The 21,657-nt window shown below is 70.6% G+C and carries 25 protein-coding genes and 2 tRNA genes; 13 read left to right on the top strand and 14 right to left on the bottom strand.

What is annotated here, in order from left to right; genetic code table 11:
* The first annotated feature begins 7 nt into the window (after window positions 1-7).
* Window positions 8-1,252, top strand: coding sequence for a mechanosensitive ion channel family protein (locus ASF96_RS12965; protein ID WP_055939888.1), 1,245 nt, complete (start codon window positions 8-10; stop codon window positions 1,250-1,252).
* Window positions 1,249-1,698 (top strand): globin, encoded by a 450-nt coding sequence (locus ASF96_RS12960; RefSeq protein ID WP_082509650.1) that lies wholly within the window; start codon window positions 1,249-1,251, stop codon window positions 1,696-1,698. Before ASF96_RS12965 ends, ASF96_RS12960 begins: the two co-directional genes overlap by 4 nt.
* 283 nt (window positions 1,699-1,981) lie before the next feature.
* On the opposite strand, the gene ASF96_RS12955 is transcribed toward ASF96_RS12960, so the two are convergent.
* A complete protein-coding gene (locus tag ASF96_RS12955; RefSeq protein ID WP_055939886.1) occupies window positions 1,982-2,854 on the bottom strand; it encodes a hypothetical protein in 873 nt (290 codons plus the stop codon).
* Between the two features lie 170 nt (window positions 2,855-3,024).
* The gene (locus tag ASF96_RS12950) at window positions 3,025-3,693 is read right to left on the bottom strand and encodes a hypothetical protein (protein ID WP_055939884.1); all 669 of its coding nucleotides are present in this window, start codon (window positions 3,691-3,693) and stop codon (window positions 3,025-3,027) included.
* Window positions 3,694-3,746: 53 nt separating this feature from the next.
* On the opposite strand from ASF96_RS12950, the gene ASF96_RS12945 reads away from it, so the two are divergent.
* Complete coding sequence (locus ASF96_RS12945) at window positions 3,747-4,616, top strand: acyl-CoA thioesterase (RefSeq protein ID WP_055836806.1); 870 nt, start codon at window positions 3,747-3,749, stop codon at window positions 4,614-4,616.
* Between the two features lie 13 nt (window positions 4,617-4,629).
* On the opposite strand, the gene ASF96_RS12940 is transcribed toward ASF96_RS12945, so the two are convergent.
* From ASF96_RS12940 to ASF96_RS12925, 4 genes are all read right to left on the bottom strand, one after another.
* On the bottom strand, window positions 4,630-5,112 hold the full coding sequence (locus ASF96_RS12940; protein ID WP_055837884.1) for an acyl-CoA thioesterase: 483 nt from the start codon (window positions 5,110-5,112) through the stop codon (window positions 4,630-4,632).
* Window positions 5,113-5,179: 67 nt separating this feature from the next.
* The gene (gene ettA, locus ASF96_RS12935) at window positions 5,180-6,859 is read right to left on the bottom strand and encodes an energy-dependent translational throttle protein EttA (RefSeq protein ID WP_055836803.1); all 1,680 of its coding nucleotides are present in this window, start codon (window positions 6,857-6,859) and stop codon (window positions 5,180-5,182) included.
* Between the two features lie 170 nt (window positions 6,860-7,029).
* Window positions 7,030-7,542 carry a DUF6993 domain-containing protein gene (locus ASF96_RS17270; protein WP_055836794.1) on the bottom strand — a complete coding sequence of 171 codons (513 nt, stop codon included), beginning with the start codon at window positions 7,540-7,542 and terminating at the stop codon, window positions 7,030-7,032.
* Window positions 7,543-7,609: 67 nt separating this feature from the next.
* Window positions 7,610-8,164, bottom strand: coding sequence for a single-stranded DNA-binding protein (locus ASF96_RS12925; RefSeq protein WP_055836792.1), 555 nt, complete (start codon window positions 8,162-8,164; stop codon window positions 7,610-7,612).
* A gap of 205 nt (window positions 8,165-8,369) precedes the next feature.
* Between ASF96_RS12925 and ASF96_RS12920 the strand changes: the two genes are divergently transcribed.
* Window positions 8,370-8,627, top strand: a complete 258-nt coding sequence (locus ASF96_RS12920) for a hypothetical protein (protein ID WP_191914978.1) — start codon at window positions 8,370-8,372, stop codon at window positions 8,625-8,627.
* A gap of 139 nt (window positions 8,628-8,766) precedes the next feature.
* Here the strand turns inward: ASF96_RS12920 and yczR are convergent, their stop codons facing one another.
* Window positions 8,767-10,185, bottom strand: a complete 1,419-nt coding sequence (yczR, locus tag ASF96_RS12915) for a MocR-like transcription factor YczR (RefSeq protein ID WP_055939881.1) — start codon at window positions 10,183-10,185, stop codon at window positions 8,767-8,769.
* A gap of 61 nt (window positions 10,186-10,246) precedes the next feature.
* Between yczR and yczE the strand changes: the two genes are divergently transcribed.
* Window positions 10,247-10,855 carry a membrane protein YczE gene (gene yczE, locus ASF96_RS12910; protein WP_055939879.1) on the top strand — a complete coding sequence of 203 codons (609 nt, stop codon included), beginning with the start codon at window positions 10,247-10,249 and terminating at the stop codon, window positions 10,853-10,855.
* A 10-nt stretch (window positions 10,856-10,865) separates the two neighbouring features.
* Here the strand turns inward: yczE and ASF96_RS12905 are convergent, their stop codons facing one another.
* Window positions 10,866-11,078, bottom strand: a complete 213-nt coding sequence (locus ASF96_RS12905) for a hypothetical protein (RefSeq protein ID WP_055836783.1) — start codon at window positions 11,076-11,078, stop codon at window positions 10,866-10,868.
* A gap of 101 nt (window positions 11,079-11,179) precedes the next feature.
* Between ASF96_RS12905 and ASF96_RS12900 the strand changes: the two genes are divergently transcribed.
* The 6 genes from ASF96_RS12900 to ASF96_RS12875 all read left to right on the top strand — a co-directional run bounded on the left by ASF96_RS12900 (window position 11,180) and on the right by ASF96_RS12875 (window position 13,328).
* A tRNA-Arg gene (locus ASF96_RS12900) sits at window positions 11,180-11,255 on the top strand.
* 35 nt (window positions 11,256-11,290) lie between these two features.
* On the top strand, window positions 11,291-11,917 hold the full coding sequence (gene orn / locus ASF96_RS12895) for an oligoribonuclease (RefSeq protein WP_055836780.1): 627 nt from the start codon (window positions 11,291-11,293) through the stop codon (window positions 11,915-11,917).
* A gap of 36 nt (window positions 11,918-11,953) precedes the next feature.
* Window positions 11,954-12,029, top strand: a tRNA-His gene (locus tag ASF96_RS12890).
* 239 nt (window positions 12,030-12,268) lie between these two features.
* Window positions 12,269-12,550, top strand: a complete 282-nt coding sequence (locus ASF96_RS12885; protein WP_442922512.1) for a metallopeptidase family protein — start codon at window positions 12,269-12,271, stop codon at window positions 12,548-12,550.
* Complete coding sequence (gene clpS / locus ASF96_RS12880) at window positions 12,541-12,849, top strand: ATP-dependent Clp protease adapter ClpS (RefSeq protein WP_055939876.1); 309 nt, start codon at window positions 12,541-12,543, stop codon at window positions 12,847-12,849. Before ASF96_RS12885 ends, clpS begins: the two co-directional genes overlap by 10 nt.
* Window positions 12,846-13,328, top strand: coding sequence for a DUF2017 family protein (locus ASF96_RS12875; protein WP_235560608.1), 483 nt, complete (start codon window positions 12,846-12,848; stop codon window positions 13,326-13,328). Before clpS ends, ASF96_RS12875 begins: the two co-directional genes overlap by 4 nt.
* Before the next feature lie 95 nt (window positions 13,329-13,423).
* On the opposite strand, the gene ASF96_RS12870 is transcribed toward ASF96_RS12875, so the two are convergent.
* The 6 genes from ASF96_RS12870 to gatC all read right to left on the bottom strand — a co-directional run bounded on the left by ASF96_RS12870 (window position 13,424) and on the right by gatC (window position 19,090).
* Entirely contained in the window at window positions 13,424-14,017 is a 594-nt protein-coding gene (locus ASF96_RS12870) for an aminobenzoate synthetase (protein ID WP_055939874.1), read from the bottom strand.
* Complete coding sequence (locus tag ASF96_RS12865; RefSeq protein ID WP_055836765.1) at window positions 13,992-14,312, bottom strand: hypothetical protein; 321 nt, start codon at window positions 14,310-14,312, stop codon at window positions 13,992-13,994. Before ASF96_RS12865 ends, ASF96_RS12870 begins: the two co-directional genes overlap by 26 nt.
* Window positions 14,313-14,375: 63 nt before the next feature.
* On the bottom strand, window positions 14,376-15,632 hold the full coding sequence (locus ASF96_RS12860) for a DNA polymerase IV (protein ID WP_055836763.1): 1,257 nt from the start codon (window positions 15,630-15,632) through the stop codon (window positions 14,376-14,378).
* Window positions 15,633-15,756: 124 nt separating this feature from the next.
* Entirely contained in the window at window positions 15,757-17,274 is a 1,518-nt protein-coding gene (gatB, locus tag ASF96_RS12855; protein WP_055836760.1) for an Asp-tRNA(Asn)/Glu-tRNA(Gln) amidotransferase subunit GatB, read from the bottom strand.
* Window positions 17,274-18,794 (bottom strand): Asp-tRNA(Asn)/Glu-tRNA(Gln) amidotransferase subunit GatA, encoded by a 1,521-nt coding sequence (gene gatA, locus ASF96_RS12850; RefSeq protein ID WP_055939872.1) that lies wholly within the window; start codon window positions 18,792-18,794, stop codon window positions 17,274-17,276. Before gatA ends, gatB begins: the two co-directional genes overlap by 1 nt.
* Window positions 18,791-19,090, bottom strand: coding sequence for an Asp-tRNA(Asn)/Glu-tRNA(Gln) amidotransferase subunit GatC (gene gatC, locus ASF96_RS12845; protein WP_055836752.1), 300 nt, complete (start codon window positions 19,088-19,090; stop codon window positions 18,791-18,793). Before gatC ends, gatA begins: the two co-directional genes overlap by 4 nt.
* Window positions 19,091-19,235: 145 nt before the next feature.
* Here gatC and ASF96_RS12840 point away from each other — a divergent pair, with 145 nt between their 5' ends.
* Together ASF96_RS12840 and ASF96_RS12835 are read left to right on the top strand one after the other, a co-directional pair.
* Window positions 19,236-20,915, top strand: coding sequence for a long-chain-fatty-acid--CoA ligase (locus ASF96_RS12840; RefSeq protein ID WP_055939870.1), 1,680 nt, complete (start codon window positions 19,236-19,238; stop codon window positions 20,913-20,915).
* 120 nt (window positions 20,916-21,035) lie between these two features.
* On the top strand, window positions 21,036-21,449 hold the full coding sequence (locus ASF96_RS12835; protein ID WP_055836747.1) for a hypothetical protein: 414 nt from the start codon (window positions 21,036-21,038) through the stop codon (window positions 21,447-21,449).
* Window positions 21,450-21,657 lie beyond the last annotated feature (208 nt).

The raw sequence follows: 21,657 nt of genomic DNA, 5'->3' as shown, positions 1-21,657 counted from the left end.
GTGACGGATGTCTGTTCTCGCCGAAGTCCCCGAACCGAGCCCGTCTTCCACCGCGCCCCCGGCCGACATCGGCAGCCTCGATTTCTGGACCTGGGTCGGCGGCCAACTGCTCGGCTTTGGTGGCGTGCTGCTGCAGATTCTCGGCATCGTCGTCGGGATCGCCATAGCGGCGTGGATCCTGCGCGTCATCATCCGTCGTGTGGTCGACCGCATCGTCAACGGCGCGAAGAGCAAGGCGCGCGTCGATGACACCCAGGCCCTCGACCGGTCCCCGCTCAGCGCGGTGCGACTCGTGCAGCGCACGCGCACCCTCGGCACGATCCTGCAGAACATCGTCAACGTCATCCTGGTGATCGTGGCGCTCGTGTGGATCGCCACGATCGTGGCGCCGAACGCGCTGGCCTCGCTCACCCTGCTCACGGCCGCCATCGGCGCCGGCCTCGGTTTCGGCGCGCAGAACATCGTCAAAGACGTGCTGAACGGCATCTTCATCGTCGCTGAAGACCAGATCGGTATCGGCGACGTCGTCGACCTGGGCCTGGCGACCGGCATCGTGGAGTTCGTCAGCGTGCGCATCACCCACGTCCGTGACGTCAACGGCACGCTCTGGTACGTGCGCAACGGCGAGATCACCCGCATCGGCAACATGTCGCAGGGCTGGTCGCGCGTCATCATCGACCTCGCCGTTCCCACCGATGCCGACATCGACGACGTCGAGACGGCGATGCTCGCCGCGGCGAAGACGATGTCGAAGGAGTCCAAGTGGCGCTCGCGCATCATCGAGCAGCCCGAGATCTGGGGTCTCGAATCCATCAGCGGTGACGCTCTCGTCATCCGCCTGGTCATGAAGACGCGCTCGAGCGCCAAGGACGACGTCGCCCGCGAGCTGCGCGCGCGCCTCAAGCGCGCGATCGACGCGATGGGCATCGCCCTGCCCCAGCTGAACTCCATCATGCTCAGCGGGCCCGAGGGCGCGCAGAGCGTGCGGGGTGCGCACCCGCCGAAGACCAAAGAGACGCCGGTGGCGCCGGGCGCCGACCGACCCCGCTGGAAACCCCGCGGGCGCCGCATCGAGGCGTCCGACACCGCCGACGACCACAACGACGCCGTCCCCGCGAAGACGAAGAAGAAGACCCTGCGCGACGAGACCCCGACGGCGACCCTGGATCTCCCGGGCGCCGAGGTGCCCGGGGCCGACGTCGCCAAGCCGACGCCTCCGGCCGTCCGTGCCGACCACGAGGAGCAGTCGTGACCGAGCCCATCAGCTTCTACGACCAGGTCGGCGGTATGGACACCTTCCGTCGCCTGGTCGATGCGTTCTACCGCGGCGTGGCCGGCGACGAGGTGCTCAAGCCCATGTACCCCGAAGAAGACCTCGGGCCGGCGGCCGAACGTCTGACGCTCTTCCTCGCCCAGTACTGGGGTGGTCCGGCTACCTACGGCGAGACCCGAGGTCATCCACGGCTGCGCATGCGGCACATGCCGTTCCACGTCGACCCCGACGCCCGCGACCGGTGGCTTCGGCACATGCGCGCCGCCGTCGACGAGATCGCGCTGCCGCCCGCGTTCGAGGCACCCCTCTGGGACTACCTCGAGCGCGCCGCCTACGCGATGGTCAACACGTTCGAGCCCCGCGGCATCGGGCCGCAGCAGAACGAGCGCCCCGACACGGGTCTGCCGGTACGCGCTGCCGACTGAGCGACGTCACGGGGCGGCGGGTGCCGATCACCGCCGCTTCGACGCGGTTGTCGACCGGCCCGCGCGCCGTCGGGTTGGCCGCGCCGTCCGGCTTGCCGCGTCGACCGACTTGCTGCGTCGCCCGGCTTGCCGCGTCGCCCGGCCTGCCGCGTCGCCCGGCCTGCCGCGTCGACCGGCGCAACGTCGACCGGCGCAACCTCGACCGGCTCCACGTCAGCTGGCCCGAAGCCGGCCGCCCGCGCACCGTCGCGCGTTCACGCGGCGCAGCGGGTCGTCGGGCCGCTCAGCGCCCGAGGAAGTCGCCGAAGCCCGGGATGTCGAAATTCGACAGACGTTCGCCGAGCCCGCCGACCTGATCGCCCAGACCCGACACCGCGTCCTGCGCGCCGCCGGCCCAGTCGCCCGCCGCCCCCAGATCGACGCCGCCCGCGAGTGTCTCGAGGTCGACACCGGATGCCAGAGCGTCGAGGTCGACGCCCTCGGCGAGCCCGGCGAAGTCGACGCCCAGCTGACCCGCCTGGGCGAGCAGGGGCCCCGCGACCGCACTGACGATCGCTCCGCCGGCCACGGCGGCGAGCAGCCCGCCCGCACCCACCACTCCCGCGCCGATCAGCCCGCCGCGGCCCGCGCGGGACAGCATCTGCGACATGCGACCCGGACGCGTGGCCTCGGCGCGTGCGGCCGTGCGGGCGAGGTCGTCGGGGGCGTCCGAGCGCGGACGCTCGTGCGGGTGCAGCTCGGCATCCATGCGCTCGCGCACGTGCGCGCGCTGCTCGGGCGTCAGTCGCGCGAAGGCTTCGCGATGCATCTGCTCCACGCGATCGGGGTCGGCCGTGCGCAGCAGGTAGTCGTACCGCGCGATCGCCGCGCGGTCGTCGGACGAGAGCGCCGGGGCCGAGCCCGACGCGGGCGGCGGAGCGTATCGGCCGGCGACGCCGGTGTCTCGGCGCGAATCGGCGACGGGCGCGGGAGCGGGCGCGGAGTCCGCCCGGCGGTCACCGGTGACGGTATCGGCGGCGGAGCGCACCATGGTGCGCCAGTCGCGGGAGGCACCCGACGAGGGGTGGGGAGCGGAGCCGTCCCGCGAGGACGAGGAGGAAGACGCCTTGTCGACGGCCTTCGAAGCGAGATCGAACAGACGGGAGAACGAGACCATGGGGTACCTCTCGACGGGCAGCGGAAACTGCGACGTCAAGGTCTCCTCCGCCCCGGACGGGACCGACGCACCCGGAGCCCAACGGTGGGCTCGTGATGACGGATGCATCGCGACGGGAGTACTCCCCTTGCTTCCCTCAGCGTAAAGCGGCCACCTATGCGCGGGCTGGATCAGCTCCCGGTCGCGCGCACGGCGGTCAGCCCCGAGCGCACGGGGCCTCGAACGAGCACGTGACCGCGAGTGAGGCTCACGCGCGTCCACGGGCCGCTCGTGCGGACGGGCGCCATCTCGCTGCCGGCGATGAAGCCCAGCGCGAAGGCCGCGAAGGCAGTGCCGAGCGGAAGACCCCCGAGGGCGTCGTCGGGCTGACCCCACACCTGCGCGCGGATCACCCGCACGATGTCCTCACCCGCATCGGCGGGGAGCGCGTCGGCGACGGCGGCGACCCCGTACTGGGCTCGGGATGCCAGAACGGCGGCGTCGATGGCATCCTTCTGCTCCCATCCGCTGCGCGGGGGCGAGATCCCCGCCCACGCGGGCGAGGTGGCGGTCTCCGGAAGGACGACCGCTGAGGCGTCGTCGGGGGCCGGGAGCAGCGCGGAGGCGTCGACCACGAGGTCGCACTCGAGCTCGGGATCGATCGCCGAGACGCGCAGGCCCAGCACCGTCGGGGTGGCGTCGAGCAACCCGCGGGGAGCGAGGGGGGCGGCGGTGGCGACGAGCACTCCCCCGTCGGCACGCAAGCGCACGGTGCCGTCACCCAGACGGATCGTGCGGGAGGCGAAGGTCAGCAGGTCGGCTGCCGCCTGGGGGTCGGGGAACAACAGGCGCGCGGACACCCGCCCTAAACTATCAAGCGGCGCGGGCTCGCTGCGCCGGAAAGCGAGTCGCCATGACCGATGCCCTCGATCCCGTGGCTTCGCTCCTCGCGGTGCTCGACCTGCGCGACGCCGGCGCCCGCACCACCGAGGACATCTTCACCGGTGTCTCGCAGCCCATGCCGTTCGGGCGGGTGTACGGCGGCCAGGTGCTGGCCCAGTCGGTCGTGGCCGCGTCGCGCACGCTCCCGCCCGAACGCGCGGTGCACTCGATGCACGGGTACTTCCTCCGCCCGGGCGACCCGGCCGACGGCATCACCTTCTCGGTCGACCGCATCCACGACGGACGCTCGTTCTCGACCCGGCGCACGCAGGCCTACCAGGCCGGCGTCCCGATCTTCTCGATGATCGCCTCGTTCCAGGACGAGCACCCGGGCCTGGAGCACGCCGAACCGATGCCCGACGGCATCCCTCAGCCCGAAGACCTCGCGCCGTTCGACGCCGAGGGACTCCACCCGCTCAGCCGCCGGATGTTCTCGGAGCGACCGGTCGACGTGCTGCACGTCCCGTCGCCCATCTACACCTCGGTCGAGGGCCCGCGGGTGCCGCGACAGGCCGTGTGGATGCGCACACGCCGCGCACTGCCCGACGACCCGGCGGTGCACCGCGCGGCGCTGGCGTATCTCAGCGACCTCACGATCCAGGAGTCCATCATGCGCGCGCACGGCGTCGCGTGGAACGTCCCGAACCTGAAGGTCGCCAGCCTCGACCACGCCATGTGGTGGCACCGTCCGGGTCGCGTCGACGACTGGCTGCTGTACGTGCAGGAGTCCCCCAACGCCCGCGGCGGCCGAGGCCTGTCGACCGGGCGCATCTACTCACGCGACGGCGTGCTGGTCGCGAGCGTGGCCCAGGAGGTCATGGTGCGGGTGCCGAACGACTGACGGCGCCGAAGGCTCAGGCGCGGGCGGCTCGCCGCCGGTACTCGATCGGATCGCCCGTGTAGGGCGCCCATGCCGCGCGCTCCGCATCGGTCCATCGGATCGGGCGACCGGTCGAGGTGTCGACGAGCACGACGACGGCCGTGGCGCGCGCGTAGAGCACGCGCTCGGGATCGCCGACCGGACTGTAGACCTCGAAGCAGATGTCGGCGCTCGAGCCGCCCATCGCGCCGATCCACATCCGCACGTCCAAGGGGCGCTGGGTGTACGGCGTCGGTCGGAAGTACTCGATCTCCTGCCGCGCGATGAGGGTTGCGCGTTCCCCGCCGCTGGCGAGGACGTCCATGTCGAACACCGCGGTCGGCAGGGGCTCTTCGTCGCCGTCGCTGTACCAGAAGGCCCGCAGGCGCGCCTCTTCGAGCAGTTTCAGCATCGCGGTGTTGTTCACGTGCCCGAGCGCATCGAGGTCGCCCCACCGCAGGTGGATGGGGACGTGCACCCGCGAGGGTCCGGCCGCAACCGGACCCTCGTCGGGGGATGCCGCGCCCGCCGACGCGGCGGCCGCGTCAGTCACGCGTGAGCTTGCGGTACGACGACCGCGACGGGTTGGCGGCGTCGGCACCGAAGCGCTCGATCTTGTTCTGCTCGTAGGCCTCGAAGTTGCCCTCGAACCAGTGCCACTGGTCGGGGTGCTCTTCGGTGCCCTCGTAGGCGAGGATGTGCGTCGCGATGCGGTCGAGGAACCACCGGTCGTGAGTGATGACCACGGCGCAGCCGGGGAACTCCAACAGCGCGTTCTCGAGCGAGCTCAGCGTCTCGACGTCGAGGTCGTTGGTGGGCTCATCGAGCAACAGCAGGTTGCCGCCCTCTTTGAGCGTCATCGCCAGGTTGAGGCGGTTTCGCTCACCACCGGAGAGCACGCCGGCCTTCTTCTGCTGGTCGGGTCCCTTGAAGCCGAACTTCGACACGTACGCGCGGGAGGGGATCTCGGTCTTGCCGACCGTGATGATGTCGAGTCCGTCGGACACGACCTCCCACAGGGTCTTCTCGGGGTCGATGTTGGCGCGGGACTGGTCGACGTAGCTGATCTTGACGGTCTCGCCGATCTTCAGCGTGCCGCCGTCGAGCGGCTCGAGACCGACGATCGTCTTGAACAGCGTGGTCTTACCCACACCGTTGGGCCCGATGACACCGACGATGCCGTTGGGGGGAAGGTTGAAACTGAGGTTGCTGATCAGCGAGCGGTCGCCGAAGCTCTTCTCGAGCTTCTTCGCATCGATGACGATGCCGCCCAGACGCGGACCCGCGGGGATCTGGATCTCGTCGAAGTCCAACTTGCGCGTGCGCTCGGCCTCGGCTGCCATCTCTTCGTAGCGGGCGAGTCGAGCCTTGGACTTGACCTGGCGACCCTTGGCATTGGAGCGCACCCACTCCAGCTCCTCTTTGAGGCGCTTGGCGAGCTTGGCGTCCTTCTTGCCCTGGACTTCGAGGCGCTGGCCCTTCTTCTCGAGGTAGGTCGAGTAGTTGCCCTCGTAGGGGTACAGGTGACCACGGTCGACCTCGGCGATCCACTCGGCGACGTTGTCGAGGAAGTACCGGTCGTGAGTGATCGCGATGACGGCGCCCTTGTAGGCCTTCAGGTGCTGCTCGAGCCAGAGCACGCTCTCGGCGTCGAGGTGGTTCGTGGGCTCGTCGAGCAGGAGCAGGTCGGGCTTCTGCAGCAGGAGCTTCGCGAGCGCGACGCGCCGGCGCTCACCACCGGACAGCGGCACCACCGACGCATCGGCGGGCGGGGTGCGCAGGGCGTCCATCGCCTGGGCCAGCTGGGAGTCGAGGTCCCACCCGTCGGCGGCGTCGATCTCTTCCTGCAGCGTGCCCATCTCGGAGAGAAGGGCGTCGAAGTCGGCGTCGGGATCGGCCATGAGGGCGGAGATCTCGTTGAACCGATCGAGCTTGGGCTTGATCGCCACGCCGTCCTGGATGTTCTCGAGGACGGTCTTGCTGTCGTCGAGCTCCGGCTCCTGCATGAGGATGCCGACGGTGAAGCCCGGGCTCAGCCGCGCCTCGCCGTTGGACGGGACGTCGAGACCGGCCATGATCTTCAGGATCGTCGACTTTCCCGCACCGTTCGGCCCGACCATGCCGATCTTGGCACCCGGGAGGAACGACATCGTGACGTCGTCGAGAATCAGCTTGTCGCCCACAGACTTACGGGCGCGGACCATGGAGTAGATGTATTCCGCCATAACCTCTCCAGTCTAGGGGCGCAGAGCCTCCGCGCCGACGCCCGGGGTCCGCTGCTGCCGATCGGTGGACGCCCGTCGCTCGAGGTCCGCGTCGCGCGGGGAGGTCGGACCGCCGGCGCCGAGGGAGGGCACGCGCACCCAAGGGCCTCGCCCGGATCGGGCGCGAAGGCTCACCAGTCGATCGTGCGCGTCTGTCCGATCAGACAGCCCCCGGCCGACAACCCGGGAAGCACCGTCGACACGGGGTTGCCGATCGAGGGACCGACCTGACCGACCAGGCAGTCGCCACCGAGGCGCACCGAGAACTCGATGCTCTCGGCGGGGTTGCCGATCGTGGTCTGGTCGGCCGTGACCTGCATCGACCCCTTGTCGAACCCGGCTGCGGCGAGGGCGTCGATGTAGGCACGACCGGCGACCTGATCGGGTCCGGACCAGACCGCACCGACGATCTGCGCGAAGTACGGGAGGTTCTCGGCGGCTGTTCCGTTCGGCACGAGTGCGACCGGCGCCGGAGCGCTGGTGGCGGCACCGGCGTCGGAGGGCGTCGTCCCCTCGGTGGCGATGGCCGCAGGCGTCGCGGACCCCTGGGGCGTCGTCGGCGACTGGCCGCCCGTACAGCCGGCCAGCGACAGCACGGCCAGAAGAGTCAGAGCGGCGAGGGGACGACCGTGGGAGCGGGACACGCGGTCAATCCTACGGACGCGGCCCGCGACCGCAGCCTCGACGGCCTCCGCCCCCGCGCCGACCGTCTCAGAAGGGCGCGTCGACGGGCTCGGCCGACGAGTCGGCGGCAGCGCCGGACTCGTTCTCGTCGCGTGTCGCCGCCTCGGGCGACTCCCCTCCCGGAAGTGCCCATCCGTCGGCGTCGCTGTGGGCCGCCGCCGCCGTTCGTCCGGCCGATGCCGCCGCCACGACCGCGGGGCCCGCGGGAGCATTCGACGACTCCGGCCGCGGCGTGCGTTCGAAGCGCGAGATCCCCCACCGCAGATCGTGGCCGATCGCCTCGGCGGTGACGTCGGCGCTGACGCCGCGTTTGCTCTCGGTCTCCCATTCCCGCAGCCGCAGGCGACCGTTGAGGATGATGCGCTCCCCTTTCTGAAACGACCGCAGCGCGTGCGCCCCCAACTCGCCGAAGACGGACACGGCATAGAAGCTGGTGTGCCCGTCGACCCATTCGCCGCGTTCCCGATCGAGACGTCGCTCGCCGACGGCGAGACGGAACGCCGCGACGGTCCCGCCTCCGCGCGTCGAGCGCTGCTCGAGATCGCCGACGATGTTGCCCACCAGGGTGATGTGGTCGCTCATGATGAAGTCCTCTCGGTGTGTGTGGTGCGCTCCGGCATCCGTGTGCCCGACGGATGCCGGAGCCCCGCCAGAATGACCGCACCCGCCTGGTCCGCGCGGGCCCGAACCGCACATCCGGGGAGGGATCGAGCGATCCCTGTCGTGGGGAGGACGGGTGAGATCTCCCGTCCGCGGCGATGTCGGAGGTTGGTTCTACCGTGTCCGCATGAGCACCGCACTCTGGAACGACCTCGCCCCGGCTCCGCGTCCGGCCGGGTGGGGCGCGGCGACCCATGTCGCCGCGGGTCTGTGGCGCGTCGCCGACCCACGCGGCCTCGTGGTGGGTCACATTCGCGCGATCGCGGCCGAGGGGGGCTGGCGGTACACCGCCGAGCGCTTCCATGCCGCGTCGGGACGCTTTCGTGAGCTCGGCGCGTTCTGGTCGTCATCCGAGGCCTTCGAGTGCCTGCGGTACAGCCGCTGACCCGGTGCCCCGCGGGCTCAGCCGCCGGCACCGCGCTCCGCGCGCTCAGACGCCGACACCGCCCTCCCCCGGCTCAGCCGCGCGACCGCGCCCCGCGCGCCGACGCGGCGCTCCGCGCGCAGAGGCAGCTCGACCGACGTCAGACGACCGTCGAGAGCTCGTCGCGCGCTGCGACGGAGCCGCCGCCGCGCACGTCGTCCCAGGCGGTGCGCAGAATGTCGACCGCGCGCTCGAGGGTCGGGGGTGCCGCGGTGAAGGGCAGCCGCAGCCGGCGATCGTGGCCTCCTTCGACCGCGAAACGCGAACCCGCCGACAAAGCAAGCCCGCGCGCCCGCGCGTTCATCACCAGCGGGGTGCTGAGCGGGTGCCCGATGCCCACCCACAGCGAGACGCCACCGGAAGGTTGGGGCACCTCCCACTCGGGGAAGGTTCGGCGAAGCGCCGCGACCAGGCTGTCCCGTCCGGCGCGCAACAGGTCGCCGCGCTGGACCGAGATCTCGTCCAGCCGGGGAACGAGACGCGCCGCGATGGCCTGCTCGAACTCGGGTGTGCCCAGGTCGTGCACCGGGCGACCGACGGCGAGCCGTCGGATGATGTCGGGCGCGGCGCGGATCCATCCGACGCGGAGCCCGCCCCACACGGTCTTGCCGAGCGACGCCACACGGATGATCCGGTCGTCGTCCGGGAACGGCGCGGCCGTCCCGCGCCGATCGATGTCGAGTTCCGCCGTCGTCTCATCGAGCACCAGCACGCTCCCCACCCGACGGGCGCCCTCGACGAAGGTCGCCGCCTCGAGCGAGGTCATGGTGCGGCCGGTGGGGTTGTGGAAGTCGGGCATGAGGTACGCCAGGGTCGGCAGGGCACGCGCGAAGGTCTGTGCCGCCCGCTCCAGGTCCCAGCCGCGCTCGGGGTCGACGGGAACGCCGACCAGGCGCGCGCCGACACGACGGAAGGCGTCCGCGGCGTGCGGATAGGTCGGCGTCTCGATCATCACTCGGTCGGCGCGCGTCAGCAGGATCGACGCGATCAGGTGGATCGCGCTCTGCGCACCGGTCGTGACGAGGATCTGATCGGGGTCCGTCGGCAGACCGCGCCGCACATAGCGTTCGGCGATCGCCGAGCGCAGTGTCGGATCGCCGACCACGTCGTAGCCGATCCGGGCGACCAGCGCCGGGGCGTCTTGGGCCACTTCCGAGACGACGGCCGGAAGCCCCGGCCACGCCGCCGGGCTGGCCTGCTGCAGGTCGATGATCGTGTCGTCGGCCTCGTAGCGTCCGGGATCGTTGCGCCCCACGGGAAGGGTGACGCTCCCGCTGCCGCGGAGACTCTCGATGTGGCCGGTGTCCCGCAGGCTGCGATACGCGGCGGCGACGGTCGTGCGGCTCAGCGACAGCGCCGTCGCGAGTTCGCGTTCGGCAGGCAACGCGGTCGCGGGCGCGAGGCGGTTGTCGAGGCAGAGCAGTCTGACGCCGTCGGCCAGAGCCTCGTACGCCGGGCCGGCCCCCCGCCACCCCCCGAGTGCTTCAGCCAGAGCGCGGGCGGAGATGCGGGAATCCATGGGGCCACGGTATCCATATTGGCCTTATTCGACCAAGCCAATCACGTGATTGGATTCCTTCATGTTCTCCCGCATCACCCGTCTCATCGTCGGACTCGCGCTCTATGGCGTGGGCTGCGCGTTCACCGTCGCCGCGGGCCTCGGCGTCGACCCGTGGACGGTCTTCGCGCAGGGCATCTCGCGGGTGTCCGGGATCGGCATCGGATGGATCACCAACATCGTGGGCCTGGGGGTCCTGCTGCTCTGGATCCCCCTCGGCCAGAAGCCGGGCGTGGGTACCGTCGCGAACATCCTTCTCGTGGGGACGAGCATGCAGGTGGCGCTCGGTGTCCTCCCCCACCCCGACGTGTTCTGGGTCCAGGCGGCGATGCTCGTGGCGGGCGTCGTCCTGGTGGCCGTGGCATCCGGTCTGTACATCGGCGCGCGCTTCGGCCCCGGTCCGCGCGACGGCCTCATGACGGGCATGCACGCGCGCTTCGGATGGCCCATCTGGGCCTGCCGCCTCGGGGTCGAGGGCAGCGTGCTCGTCCTGGGGTGGATGCTGGGCGGAACGGTGGGGATCGGCACCGTCGTGTTCGCCCTCGGTATCGGACCCCTGGTCCACCTCGCGCTTCCGCTCCTGGCCACGCCCGAACCGTCGCGACGCGCGCGCCGCCCGGTCCGGGTGTGACCTCGAACGCTCAGTGCTCCCGGAACTCGGGGCGATCGCTGCCGGGCTTCAGGTGCGAATGCAGCGCGTTCTTGGCGATCTCCATCGACGGATAGACCCCCAGCCGCTCGTCCTTGCCCGCCATGTGGACGGCGTAGCCCTCGGCATCCTTCTGGATCTTGCCGACGACCCCGGAGGGGCCGTACGCGACCCAGAGACGGCGGTGCGTGATGGTCTCAGACATGAGTGCTCCTTCGCTCTCGATGGCGGCAGATTACGCTCGCGCGTCCGGCCGCACCAGGGGCTGGTGTCGACGGAACGGCCCGACGGATATCCTGGAGCGGACCCCCAGTAGCTCAGTGGATAGAGCAGCGGCCTTCTAATCCGCCGGTCACACGTTCGAATCGTGTCTGGGGGACCAGATGCCGTGTCGGAGCCCCTCACTAGACTGAGGGGATGGTGAACGCCTCCGAGAACGACCGTCTCGTCTGGATCGACTGCGAGATGACGGGACTCGACCTCGCGGTCGACGAGCTCGTCGAGATCGCCGTCGTCGTGACCGATTTCGAGCTCAACGTGCTCGACCCCGGCTTCCAGATCGTGATCAAGCCCGATGACTCCGCGTTGGACAACATGGGCGAGTTCGTCACCGACATGCATCGCTCGTCGGGACTGCTCGACGAGATCCCCCACGGGGTCAGCCTCGCCGACGCCGAGTTCCAGGCGCTCGAGTACATCCAGCGGTTCGCGCCCGTCGAGGGCAAGGCCCCGCTGGCGGGCAACACCATCGGCACCGACCGCATGTTCCTCGCCAAGTACATGCCGCGCGTCGACCGCTGGCTGCACTATCGCAACGTCGACGTGTCGAGCATCAAAGAGCTGTCGCGCCGCTGGTACCCACGCGCGTATTTCCAGGCGCCCGCGAAGCACGGCGGGCACCGCGCCCTCGCCGACATCCGCGAATCGATCCGCGAACTCGCCTACTACCGCGCCGCGGTCTTCGTGCCGCAGCCGGGTCCCACCAGCGACGAGGCGAAGGTCGTCTCGGCCTCGGCCGTGTCGTCGTTCGCGCTGGACCTATGACATAATCGTTCAGTTGTCTGCTGCGGCGGACACATGGTGGCTATAGCTCAGTCGGTAGAGCACCGCGTTGTGGTCGCGGGGGTCGCGGGTTCAAGTCCCGTTAGCCACCCCACACCCACGAAAGCCCGGTCGAGACCTCTCGCCGGGCTTTCGTCGTCCCGGACTCCCGGGCGCAGCGCCCGTAGAATCGTCTGTGTCCGCCGGCGTCGCCGGCTCGGCATCCATCGATCGGCTTGCGACCCCGGGAGGCCCGCCGTGAACGACGACGCCGACACGCGCGCGGCCCTCGACCTCGACGCCGAAGCGTTCGAACGCCTGGTCGTCGATGAACTCGACCGCCTGCCCGACGACATGGTCGACGGGCTCGACAACGTGGTGTTCATCGTCGAAGACCGCCCCGAAGACGGCTCCCTCGATCTGCTGGGCCTGTACGACGGATGGGCCCTGACCGAGCGCGAGCGCTACGGCGTCGGCGAACTGCCCGACAGGATCATCCTGTACCGCGAACCCCACCTCGCCGCGTGCGACGACGAGGGCGAGTTGCGCGACGAGATCCACACCACGCTCGTGCACGAGATCGCGCACTTCTACGGCATCGACGACGAGCGTCTGCACGAGCTGGGATGGGCATGATGGCCGGGCTCGCGACACCCGACCTCGACGTCGTGGACGAGACCGACCTGCGCGCGCAGCCGCCGTCGTCGTGGCAGACGGTCGTGTGGAACGACCCCGTCAACCTGATGAGCTACGTGCGCCACGTCTTCCGCACCTACTTCGGCTTCGACACCGCCACGGCCGAGCGACTGATGCTCGCCGTACACCACGACGGGCACGCCGTCGTGGCGCGCGGTCCTCGCGAAGTCATGGAAGCCCACACGCACGCGATGCACGACTTCGGACTCTGGGCCACCGTGCGGAAGGAGCCCGCGTGAGCGAGCAGATCGTGGTGCTCGAGATCAGTGGTCTCGAAGCCCTCCACCTGGCCGGCATCGTGGGTCAGTTCCGCGACGTGATCGCCGACAGTCGACGCGACGACGACCCCGCCGTGGCACGCCTGCTGCCCGACGCCTATCCCGACGACGACGACGCCACGCGCGAGTTCCGCCGCCTCACCGGCGACGACCTGCTCGGACGACGGGCCGACGACGCCGCGATCGTGCTGCGGACGTTGGGCATGGACGGCGGGGACCTCGACGCCGAGGGCGATCCGGATGCCACGATCTCGGTCGCACTCGGTGAGACCGAGGCCCTGGCGTGGATGCGCACCCTCTCGGCCGTGCGGCTCGTGCTGGCCACGCGTCTCGGCATCCAGAGCGAAGACGACCACCAGCCCGACGATCCGCGCTTCGGCATCTACGACTGGATCGGCTACCGTCTCGACGGCCTCGTCACCGCTCTCGATCGGCGCTGAACGCGGAGAGTTCCGGATGCCGTGGCCCCTGGCGCGCGGGCGGTCACGGGGCGTTCTGCACGTCGTGCCGACCAGGCGCCGGACTCGCCGGCGCGTTACGGCACCCGGACGACCACCGACGCCAACGACACCGGATCGTGCGCGACGAGGTGCTGCTCCTCTTGCGCCGCCCAGCCGTCCCAGTGCGGTCGGTAGGTGTCGCCGTCGCGGTCGAGCGCGCGGTGCTTGCGGGAGGACGATGGAGCGTCGACCCACACCGTGACATCGGCCAGGCGCGCCGACTCCGGAGTGAGCACCCCGGCGCCCTCGACGACGAGAGGAAGAGACGGGTCGACGGCGTGCGCCTCGGCGCGCGCGTCGCTCTGCCAATCCCACCGCTGCCAGACGCCCACCATGCCCCGCGCGTGCGGTGACAACACGGTCTCGCGGGCGTACTCCGCCCCCGCGGCGAGCCCGCCCCAGCCGGGATAGAGGTCGTCGAGGGCCACGAGCTGCACCCGACCGCGACCCGGCCACGCGGCGACGAGCCGACGCGCGAGAGAACTCTTGCCCGCGCCGCTGCGGCCGTCGACGACGATCACCGGATTCGCCACGCCGAGGGCGCTGACGCGCGCCACGATGGACACCGTCGCCGCGGCGAGGGCGTCGTCGACGGGGTCTGCGCTACTTCTTGAGGGCGCGGATGACACGGCTGAGCGCGCGACCGGCGACCCACACGAACGGGATGCCGACGGCGAGCAGCGACACGAGGTTCGGGTCGAACCGCAGGTCGTCGCCGCGGCGGATGTAGGCACCGAGCGGCAGGGTGTAGCCACCGCCGCCACCGCCGCCGTTGCCCTGCTCGTCGGAGCCGCCGCCGTACCCGGCCCACACCAGGGCGACGGGAACGATGCGCACGCCGTCGACGTCCTGCTGCTCGCCGTAGGCGGAGGTGACGCCGAAGTGGGTGGACTGCTGGCCGAGTTCCAGAGCGATGTTGGGCATGAGCCCACCGTACCGGCCCGGGGATCCGCGGCCCAAGGGCGTTGCGTCGACGCCGACGGCGTGTCAGTGGTCGTACGACGGCCGGGGGTTGGTGGGCAGAGCGCCCCCGCCGCGCGTGGGGCCGAGGAGCGACCCCCGTGTCACCGCCCCGCGCCCGAAGCGCGCCGTGGCCCCGTCGAGCGCTCCCTCGATGCGACGCCACTCGGCATCGTCGTCCCAGAGCGTCGCCGCCATGGCCGCGGGCTTGAGCTTCTCGCCCCGCACGCCCACCAGACGCACCGCCTGGCGGCGATCGATGGAATCGAACAGCTCGATCGCGGCGTCGCCGATGCGCTGTCCGACCGAGGTGGGCTCGGCGAGCGTGCGCGAACGGCTGAGCGTGGTGAAGTCCGAGAAACGCACCTTGATCGCGATCGTCGACGCCTCGTACTGCTGCGCGCGCAAGCGGGCCCCGACGCGGTCGGCGAGACGACGGAACTCGACGTGCAGGGTGCGCGTGTCGGAGATGTCGGTGTGGAACGTCTCTTCGTGCCCCACGCTCTTCTCGGCGCGCCCCGTGTGCACCTCGCGCGCGTCGACCCCTCGCGAGAGGTGCCAGATGCGCTCGCCCATGGCGGCGCCCAGCACCTGGTCGAGCGCGTGCCGCGGCGTGTCGAGGATGTCGGACACCAGGCGGATCCCCCGAGACTCCAACGCCTCGGCCGCCTTCGGGCCCACACCCCACAGGGCGCGGACCGAGCGCGGCCGAAGGAACGCCTCGGTGTCGGCGGCCGAGACGACCAGCAGTCCATCGGGTTTCGAGATGGTGGACGCCATCTTGGCGACGTGCTTGGTGGCCGCGACACCGATGCTGCACGTCAATCCGGTCTCGGCCTTGACCCGGGCTCGCAGATCGCGGGCGATGGTGGCGGGGCTCCCCCACAGGCGGCGCGCTCCGCGCACGTCGAGGAAGGCCTCGTCGATCGACAGGGGCTCGACGAGCGGGGTCACGTCGTGGAAGATCGCCATGACCTGCCGAGACATCTCGGTGTAGCGCTGGTACGGCGGGTTGACGACGATCGCCGTCGGGCAGAGCCGCAGAGCGATCGCCACGGGCATGGCCGACTTGACCCCGTACCGACGCGCCTCGTACGACGCACTCGACACGACGCCGCGGCCCTCGGAGCCGCCGATGATCAGGGGCTTACCCGCGAGCGAGGGATCGTCGAGCACGGCGACCGAGGCGAAGAAGGCGTCCATGTCGACGTGCAGGATGCCCGCGCCGGTGTCGTCGGCGTCGGGACGCGAGACGAGCCTCCCGGTGCCGTCGCCTCGTCCCATGGCATCCATTCTCCCCCCGACCTCCGACATCGGGCGGAGTGGAGGCGTCGACTCCGACGGGAAACGACGGATGCCACGGCACCGGCCCCTCGTGGGGCGGCGGTGCCGTGGCATCCGGGGCGTTCTACTGGGCGGCGGCGCGCTCCAGCACGAGCTCGCGCACGCGCGCGGCGTCGGCCTGGCCCTTCATCGCCTTCATGACCGCGCCGATGACGGCGCCGGCGGCCTGCACCTTGCCGTCGCGGATCTTCGCCAGCACGTCGGGCTGAGCCGCGAGGGCGTCGTCGATCGCCGCGATGAGCGCTCCGTCGTCGGAGACCACGGCCAGGCCGCGGGCGTCGACGACCTCTTGCGGGGTGCCCTCGCCCGCGATGACGCCCTCGAGCACCTGACGGGCGAGCTTGTCGGTGAGGGTGCCCGCCTCGACCAGCTGCTGCAGAGCGGCGACGTGCGCGGCCGAGACGAGGTCGGCGGCGTCGCGCTCCTGCGCGTTGGCGACGCGGGTGATCTCACCCGTCCACCACTTGCGCGCGGTCGCGGGGGTGGCACCGGCGGCGATCGTCTCGGCGACGGCGTCGAGCAGACCACCGTTGGCGACGTCCTGGAACTCGAGGTCGGTGAAGCCCCACTCGGCCTTCAGACGACGGCGACGAGCGGCCGGGGGTTCCGGAAGAGCCGCGCGCAGCTCCTCGATCAGCTCGGGAGCCGGTACGACGGGCAGCAGGTCGGGCTCGGGGAAGTAGCGGTAGTCGTCGGCATCCGACTTCGGGCGCCCGGGAGAGGTGCGACCGGTGTCCTCGTGCCAGTGGCGCGTCTCTTGCGTGATCGTGCCACCCTGGGCCAGGATCGCGGCCTGGCGCTGGATCTCGTACCGCACGGCGCGCTCGACCGAACGCATCGAGTTGACGTTCTTCGTCTCGGTGCGCGTGCCCAGCTTCTCTTGCCCGCGGGGACGCAGCGACACGTTCGCATCGCACCGCAGGTTGCCGCGCTCGAGCTTGGCCTCGGAGATGCCGAGACCGCGCACGATGTCGCGGATCGTGGCCACGTACGCCTTCGCCAGGTCGGGAGCCGAGTGCTCGGCGCCGATGATCGGCTTGGTGACGATCTCGACCAGCGGGACACCCGCGCGGTTGTAGTCGACCAGCGAGTACTCCGCGCCCTGGATGCGACCGGTCGCGCCACCCATGTGGGTGAGCTTGCCGGCGTCCTCTTCCATGTGGGCGCGTTCGATCGGAATCGTGACGAGCGTTCCGTCGGCCAGCTCGACCTCGACCGAGCCCTCGAAGGCGATCGGCTCGTCGTACTGCGAGATCTGGTAGTTCTTGCCGAGGTCGGGGTAGAAGTAGTTCTTCCGCGCGAAGCGGCTCGACGGCGCGATCGAGCAGCCGAGGGCGAGCCCCAGGCTGATCGAGGAGCGGATCGCCTCGGCGTTCACGACCGGGAGCGCACCCGGCAGTCCCATGTCGACGGGCGCGACCAGGGTGTTCGGCGCGGCGCCGTGGTGGGCCTCGTTCGCCGGGTTCGGCGCGGACGAGAACATCTTGGTCGCGGTGTTCAGCTCGACGTGCACCTCGAAACCGAGGACGGGCTCGAATCGCTCGAGCGCCTCGTCGAAGTCCATCAGCGCATCTTTCGCCATCAGCTCGACGCTCCGTTCGTGAGAGAGGGGGCCCTGTCCAGCAGCGGTCCGCCCCACTGGTCGACCAGCAGCGCCTCGAGCGCCGCGCCGACGCGGTACAGACGCGCGTCTTCGCGGGCGGGAGCGAGGAACTGGATGCCGACGGGCAGGCCGTCTTCGGCGGCGAGGCCGCTCGGCACCGAGATGCCGGGGACACCCGCCAGGTTGGCGGGGATCGTGGTGATGTCGTTGAGGTACATCTGCAGCGGGTCGTCGATCTTCTCGCCGAGACGGAATGCCGTGGTCGGCGCCGACGGCGTCGCGATGACGTCGACCTCGGCGAAGGCGGCGTCGAAGTCCTGCTGGATGAGCGTGCGCACCTTCTGGGCGCTGCCGTAGTACGCGTCGTAGTAGCCCGCCGACAGCGCGTAGGTGCCGAGGATGATCCGGCGCTTGACCTCGGGACCGAAACCGGCGTCGCGCGTGGCGGCCATGACGTTCTCGACCGTGGCGGGGCCCTGGGGGTTCACCCGCATGCCGAAACGCACCGAGTCGAACTTGGCCAGGTTGCTCGACGCCTCGGCGGGGAGGATCAGGTAGTACGCGGCGACACCGTACTCGAAGTGCGGGGCGCTGATCTCGACGATCTCGGCACCCTGCTCCTGCATCGCGGTGAGCGAGGCGCGGAACGAGTCGGAGACCCCCTTCTGAAAGCCCTGGTCGTCGAGTTCGCGGATGACGCCGACCTTGAGCCCCTTGAGCACTTGACCGGTGGCGCCCTCTCGGGCAGCCGCGGCGAACGAGGGCCACGCGTCGGAGAGCGACGTCGAGTCGTTCGCGTCGTGTCCGCCGATGACGTCGTGCAGCAGACCGGCGTCGAGAACGGTGCGGGTCACCGGCCCCACCTGATCGAGGCTGGATGCCAGGGCGATGGCGCCGTAGCGGCTGACTCCGCCGTACGTGGGCTTGACGCCCACCGTGCCGGTCACGTGCGCGGGCTGACGGATCGAACCGCCGGTGTCGGAGCCCAGGGCCAGCGGCGCTTCGAACGCCGCCACGGCGGCGGCGGAGCCACCGCCGGAGCCGCCCGGGATGCGATCGAGATCCCACGGGTTGCGCGTGGGACCGTAGGCCGAGAACTCGGTGGACGAACCCATGGCGAACTCGTCCATGTTCGTCTTGCCCAGGGGCACGAGGCCCGCGGCGCGCGAGCGCGCGACGACGGTGGCGTCGTAGGGCGACATGTAGCCCTCAAGGATCTTCGATCCGCTGGTCGAGGGCATGTCGGTCGTGACGAGAACGTCCTTCACCGCGAGGGGCACACCGGCGAGCTCGTGGAGCTGCTCACCCGCGGCGCGGCGGCGATCGATGTCGGCCGCCACCTCGAGGGCGTGGTCGCTGACGTGCAGGAACGCGTGCACGTCGCCGTCGACGGCGGCGATGCGGTCGAGGTGCGCTTGCGTCGCCTCGACGCTCGACACCTCTTTACGGGCGAGAGCGGCGGCCAGGTCGGCGGCGCTCAGGCGGGTCAGGTCGGTCACTGTTCCTCCCCCAGGATGGCGGTCACGCGGAATCGGCCGTCGGCCTGGTCGGGTGCGTTCTGCAGCACCTGCTCGCGCGTGAGCGGTTGCTGAACGACATCCGGGCGGAACACGTTCTCGAGCGGGATCGGGTGGCTCGTGGCGACGACGTCGGGCGTTGCGACCTCGGACACCTTCGCGATGTTGTCGACGATGGCATCCAGCTGGCCGGTGAGGCTGTGGACCTCCTCGTCGCTCAACTGGATCCGAGCGAGCACACCGAGATGGCGCACGAGATCAGGAGTGATTTCAGACACCCGTCGAGTCTAGTTCGCGCGGCGCCGCGCGCCGGGCCGCGATGGACGGGCGAAGACCGGTGACGTGCCGCGCGTATCCCCGCTGTGCGGAACGCCGGGCCGGTTGCGACGGTACGGCGCTCGCCCCTCGCCGTAGGCTGGCCGCGTGACGCGCTTCGACCCGCCCCGTCCCTGGACCCGCAGCTACGCCGACGGCGTCCCCGAGAACGTCGGAGCCCAGACCGGCTCGCTCGTCGACATCGTCGATGCCTCGACGCGCGACTATCCCGACGCCCCGGCGCTGCAGTTCTTCGGACGCGAGACGACCTACGCCGACATGTCGGCGCAGATCTCGCGGGCGGCAGCCGCTCTGGCGGCCCACGGCGTACGCGCCGGAGACCCCGTCGCGATCGTGCTGCCGAACTGCCCTCAGCACATCGTGGCGTTCTACGCCGTGCTGCGGCTCGGAGCGGTGGTCGTCGAACACAACCCGCTCTACACCCCGCGCGAGCTGCGCAAGCAGTTCGAGGACCACGGCGCGAAGCACGCCATCGTCTGGAGCAAGGTCGTGCGCACGGTGCAGGAGTTCCCCGCCGACCTGCGGGTGAGCACACTGGTGTCGGTCGACGTCACCCTGGCGATGCCTCGGCTCACGCGTCTCGCACTCCGGCTGCCGATCGCAAAGGCCCGCGAGTCCCGCGCCGCGCTCACCGAGAAGACGCGGGATGCCACCCCCTGGACCGAGCTCGTCCGTCACGCGCCGCTGCCCAAGTCGCACCCGCGACCGACCGCCGACGATCTCGCGATCATCCAGTACACCAGCGGAACAACGGGCACCCCCAAGGGCGCCATGCTCACGCACGCCAACCTGCTCGCCAACGCCGCCCAGGCCCGCGCCTGGGTTCCGCAGATCGTGCGCGGCGAGGGGTGCGTCGTCTACGCGGTGCTGCCGATGTTCCACGCCTACGGGCTGACCCTGTGCCTGACCTTCGCGATGTCGATGGGCGCGCGGCTCGTGCTCTTCCCGAAGTTCGACCCCGACCTCGTACTCGCCGTGACGAAGAAGCACCCCGCGACGTTCCTGCCCCTCGTTCCGCCGATCGCCGAACGGCTGCTCGTCGCCGCCGAGGCCCAGGGAATCTCGCTGGCCGGAACGGACGTCGCGATCTCGGGGGCGATGGCACTGCCTCACGACCTTGTCGTGCCGTTCGAGAAGGCCACCGGCGGCTACCTCGTCGAGGGATACGGGCTCAGTGAGTGCTCCCCCGTGCTCATGGCGAACCCCGTGGCCGGCAACCGGGTCGCCGGAACCGTGGGGCTCCCCCTGCCGGGCACCGAGTGCCGCGTCGTCGACCCCGACGACCCCCGCACCGACGTCGAACGGGGCGAGCTGCTCGTGCGCGGTCCCCAGGTGTTCTCGGGCTACTACGGCAAACCCGAAGAGACCGAGTCGGTGTTCGTCGACGGCTGGTTCCGCACGGGCGACATCGTGACAATCGACGACGACGGGTTCGTGCGCATCGTGGACCGCATCAAGGAACTCATCATCACCGGCGGCTTCAACGTCGCACCGACCGAGGTCGAGAACGTGCTGCGTCAGCACCCGTCCGTCGCCGATGTGGCCGTGGTCGGCGTGCCGAGCGAACATTCGGGTGAAGACGTCGTCGCCGCCGTCGTGCCGACCACCCCGGCTGACTTCGACGCCGAGGCGGTGCGGGCGTTCGCGCGCGGCATCCTGACCCCGTACAAAGTGCCCAAGCGTCTCGTGGTCGTCGACGAGCTGCCCCGCTCGCTGATCGGCAAGGTGTTGCGCCGGCAGGTGCGCGATCAGCTGCTCGGCGGCTGAACGAGAGGCCCCGCGCGGCTCCGACACAAGTCCCCGGTGCAAGATGGCGCCCCTCGTCGTGCCCTCGATATCGTGAGCCCCACCCGGAGCGATCCGCCCGGGGAGACAGAGGGGGATCACATGATCATCAAGCGCACTCCGCTCGCCGCCCTGGCGGCGTCGGCATTGCTGCTGCTGGCCGGCTGTTCGGGAGGCGGCGCTCCGGCGGCCGATCAGTCCAAGGCCGACGCGTGCGACATCGTCAAGACGCAGTTCGAAGAGGTCAGCAAGGCGGGCTCGTCGATGAGCTCGTCCGACCCCGAGGCCGCGATGACGAGTTTCAAGAGCCTCGCGACGAACGTCGACGACGCCTTCTCGTCGATCACGAACACCGAGGTCGCCCCCGCCGCCGCCCAGGCGAGCGGTGCGCTGAACGACTACGTCGCCTTCCTCGAGGGCGTCGTCGCCGACCCGAGCGGCGTCGACGGCTTGGGCGAGCAGGTGCAGACGCTGCAGCAGAGCTTCACCGACGCCGCGGCGGTCTGCGCCGGCTGACGTCGCGATACGCGCGCTGAGGGGCGAGGCCGGTGTCGGCTCCGCCCCTCCGTGCGGGAGGGAGGGGCCGATCCGGGGCCGCCGCCTCGCCGCGGCGCGGACCTCGGGCATCTCCCACGGTAGGTGCGGTCAGGCCGTCGTCGCGACCCCACGGACGCGCACGCACGCGAACGGCCTGCGGTGTCTGCGCTCCGGGGGCGTCTGCGGG

This window comes from Microbacterium sp. Leaf179 (assembly GCF_001423785.1).
GTDB lineage: Bacteria > Actinomycetota > Actinomycetes > Actinomycetales > Microbacteriaceae > Microbacterium.
Note: the sequence above shows the minus strand (reverse complement) of the source record. Positions and strands in the feature narration are given on the sequence as shown.

Excerpts from the sequence above, each read along its gene's own strand:
- gatB (WP_055836760.1), bottom strand. The coding sequence starts at position 17,274 with ATGGCGAAAGATGCGCTGATGGACTTCGACGAGGCGCTCGAGCGATTC.
- ASF96_RS12905 (WP_055836783.1), bottom strand. The coding sequence starts at position 11,078 with ATGTCTGAGACCATCACGCACCGCCGTCTCTGGGTCGCGTACGGCCCC.
- ASF96_RS12955 (WP_055939886.1), bottom strand. The coding sequence starts at position 2,854 with ATGGTCTCGTTCTCCCGTCTGTTCGATCTCGCTTCGAAGGCCGTCGAC.
- ASF96_RS12885 (WP_442922512.1), top strand. The coding sequence starts at position 12,269 with ATGGTCGACGGGCTCGACAACGTGGTGTTCATCGTCGAAGACCGCCCC.
- yczE (WP_055939879.1), top strand. The coding sequence starts at position 10,247 with ATGTTCTCCCGCATCACCCGTCTCATCGTCGGACTCGCGCTCTATGGC.
- ASF96_RS12945 (WP_055836806.1), top strand. The coding sequence starts at position 3,747 with ATGACCGATGCCCTCGATCCCGTGGCTTCGCTCCTCGCGGTGCTCGAC.
- ASF96_RS12920 (WP_191914978.1), top strand. The coding sequence starts at position 8,370 with ATGAGCACCGCACTCTGGAACGACCTCGCCCCGGCTCCGCGTCCGGCC.
- clpS (WP_055939876.1), top strand. The coding sequence starts at position 12,541 with ATGGGCATGATGGCCGGGCTCGCGACACCCGACCTCGACGTCGTGGAC.
- ASF96_RS12860 (WP_055836763.1), bottom strand. The coding sequence starts at position 15,632 with ATGGGACGAGGCGACGGCACCGGGAGGCTCGTCTCGCGTCCCGACGCC.
- ASF96_RS12925 (WP_055836792.1), bottom strand. The coding sequence starts at position 8,164 with ATGAGCGACCACATCACCCTGGTGGGCAACATCGTCGGCGATCTCGAG.
- ASF96_RS12835 (WP_055836747.1), top strand. The coding sequence starts at position 21,036 with ATGATCATCAAGCGCACTCCGCTCGCCGCCCTGGCGGCGTCGGCATTG.
- orn (WP_055836780.1), top strand. The coding sequence starts at position 11,291 with ATGGTGAACGCCTCCGAGAACGACCGTCTCGTCTGGATCGACTGCGAG.
- yczR (WP_055939881.1), bottom strand. The coding sequence starts at position 10,185 with ATGGATTCCCGCATCTCCGCCCGCGCTCTGGCTGAAGCACTCGGGGGG.
- ASF96_RS12865 (WP_055836765.1), bottom strand. The coding sequence starts at position 14,312 with ATGCCCAACATCGCTCTGGAACTCGGCCAGCAGTCCACCCACTTCGGC.
- ASF96_RS12965 (WP_055939888.1), top strand. The coding sequence starts at position 8 with ATGTCTGTTCTCGCCGAAGTCCCCGAACCGAGCCCGTCTTCCACCGCG.
- ettA (WP_055836803.1), bottom strand. The coding sequence starts at position 6,859 with ATGGCGGAATACATCTACTCCATGGTCCGCGCCCGTAAGTCTGTGGGC.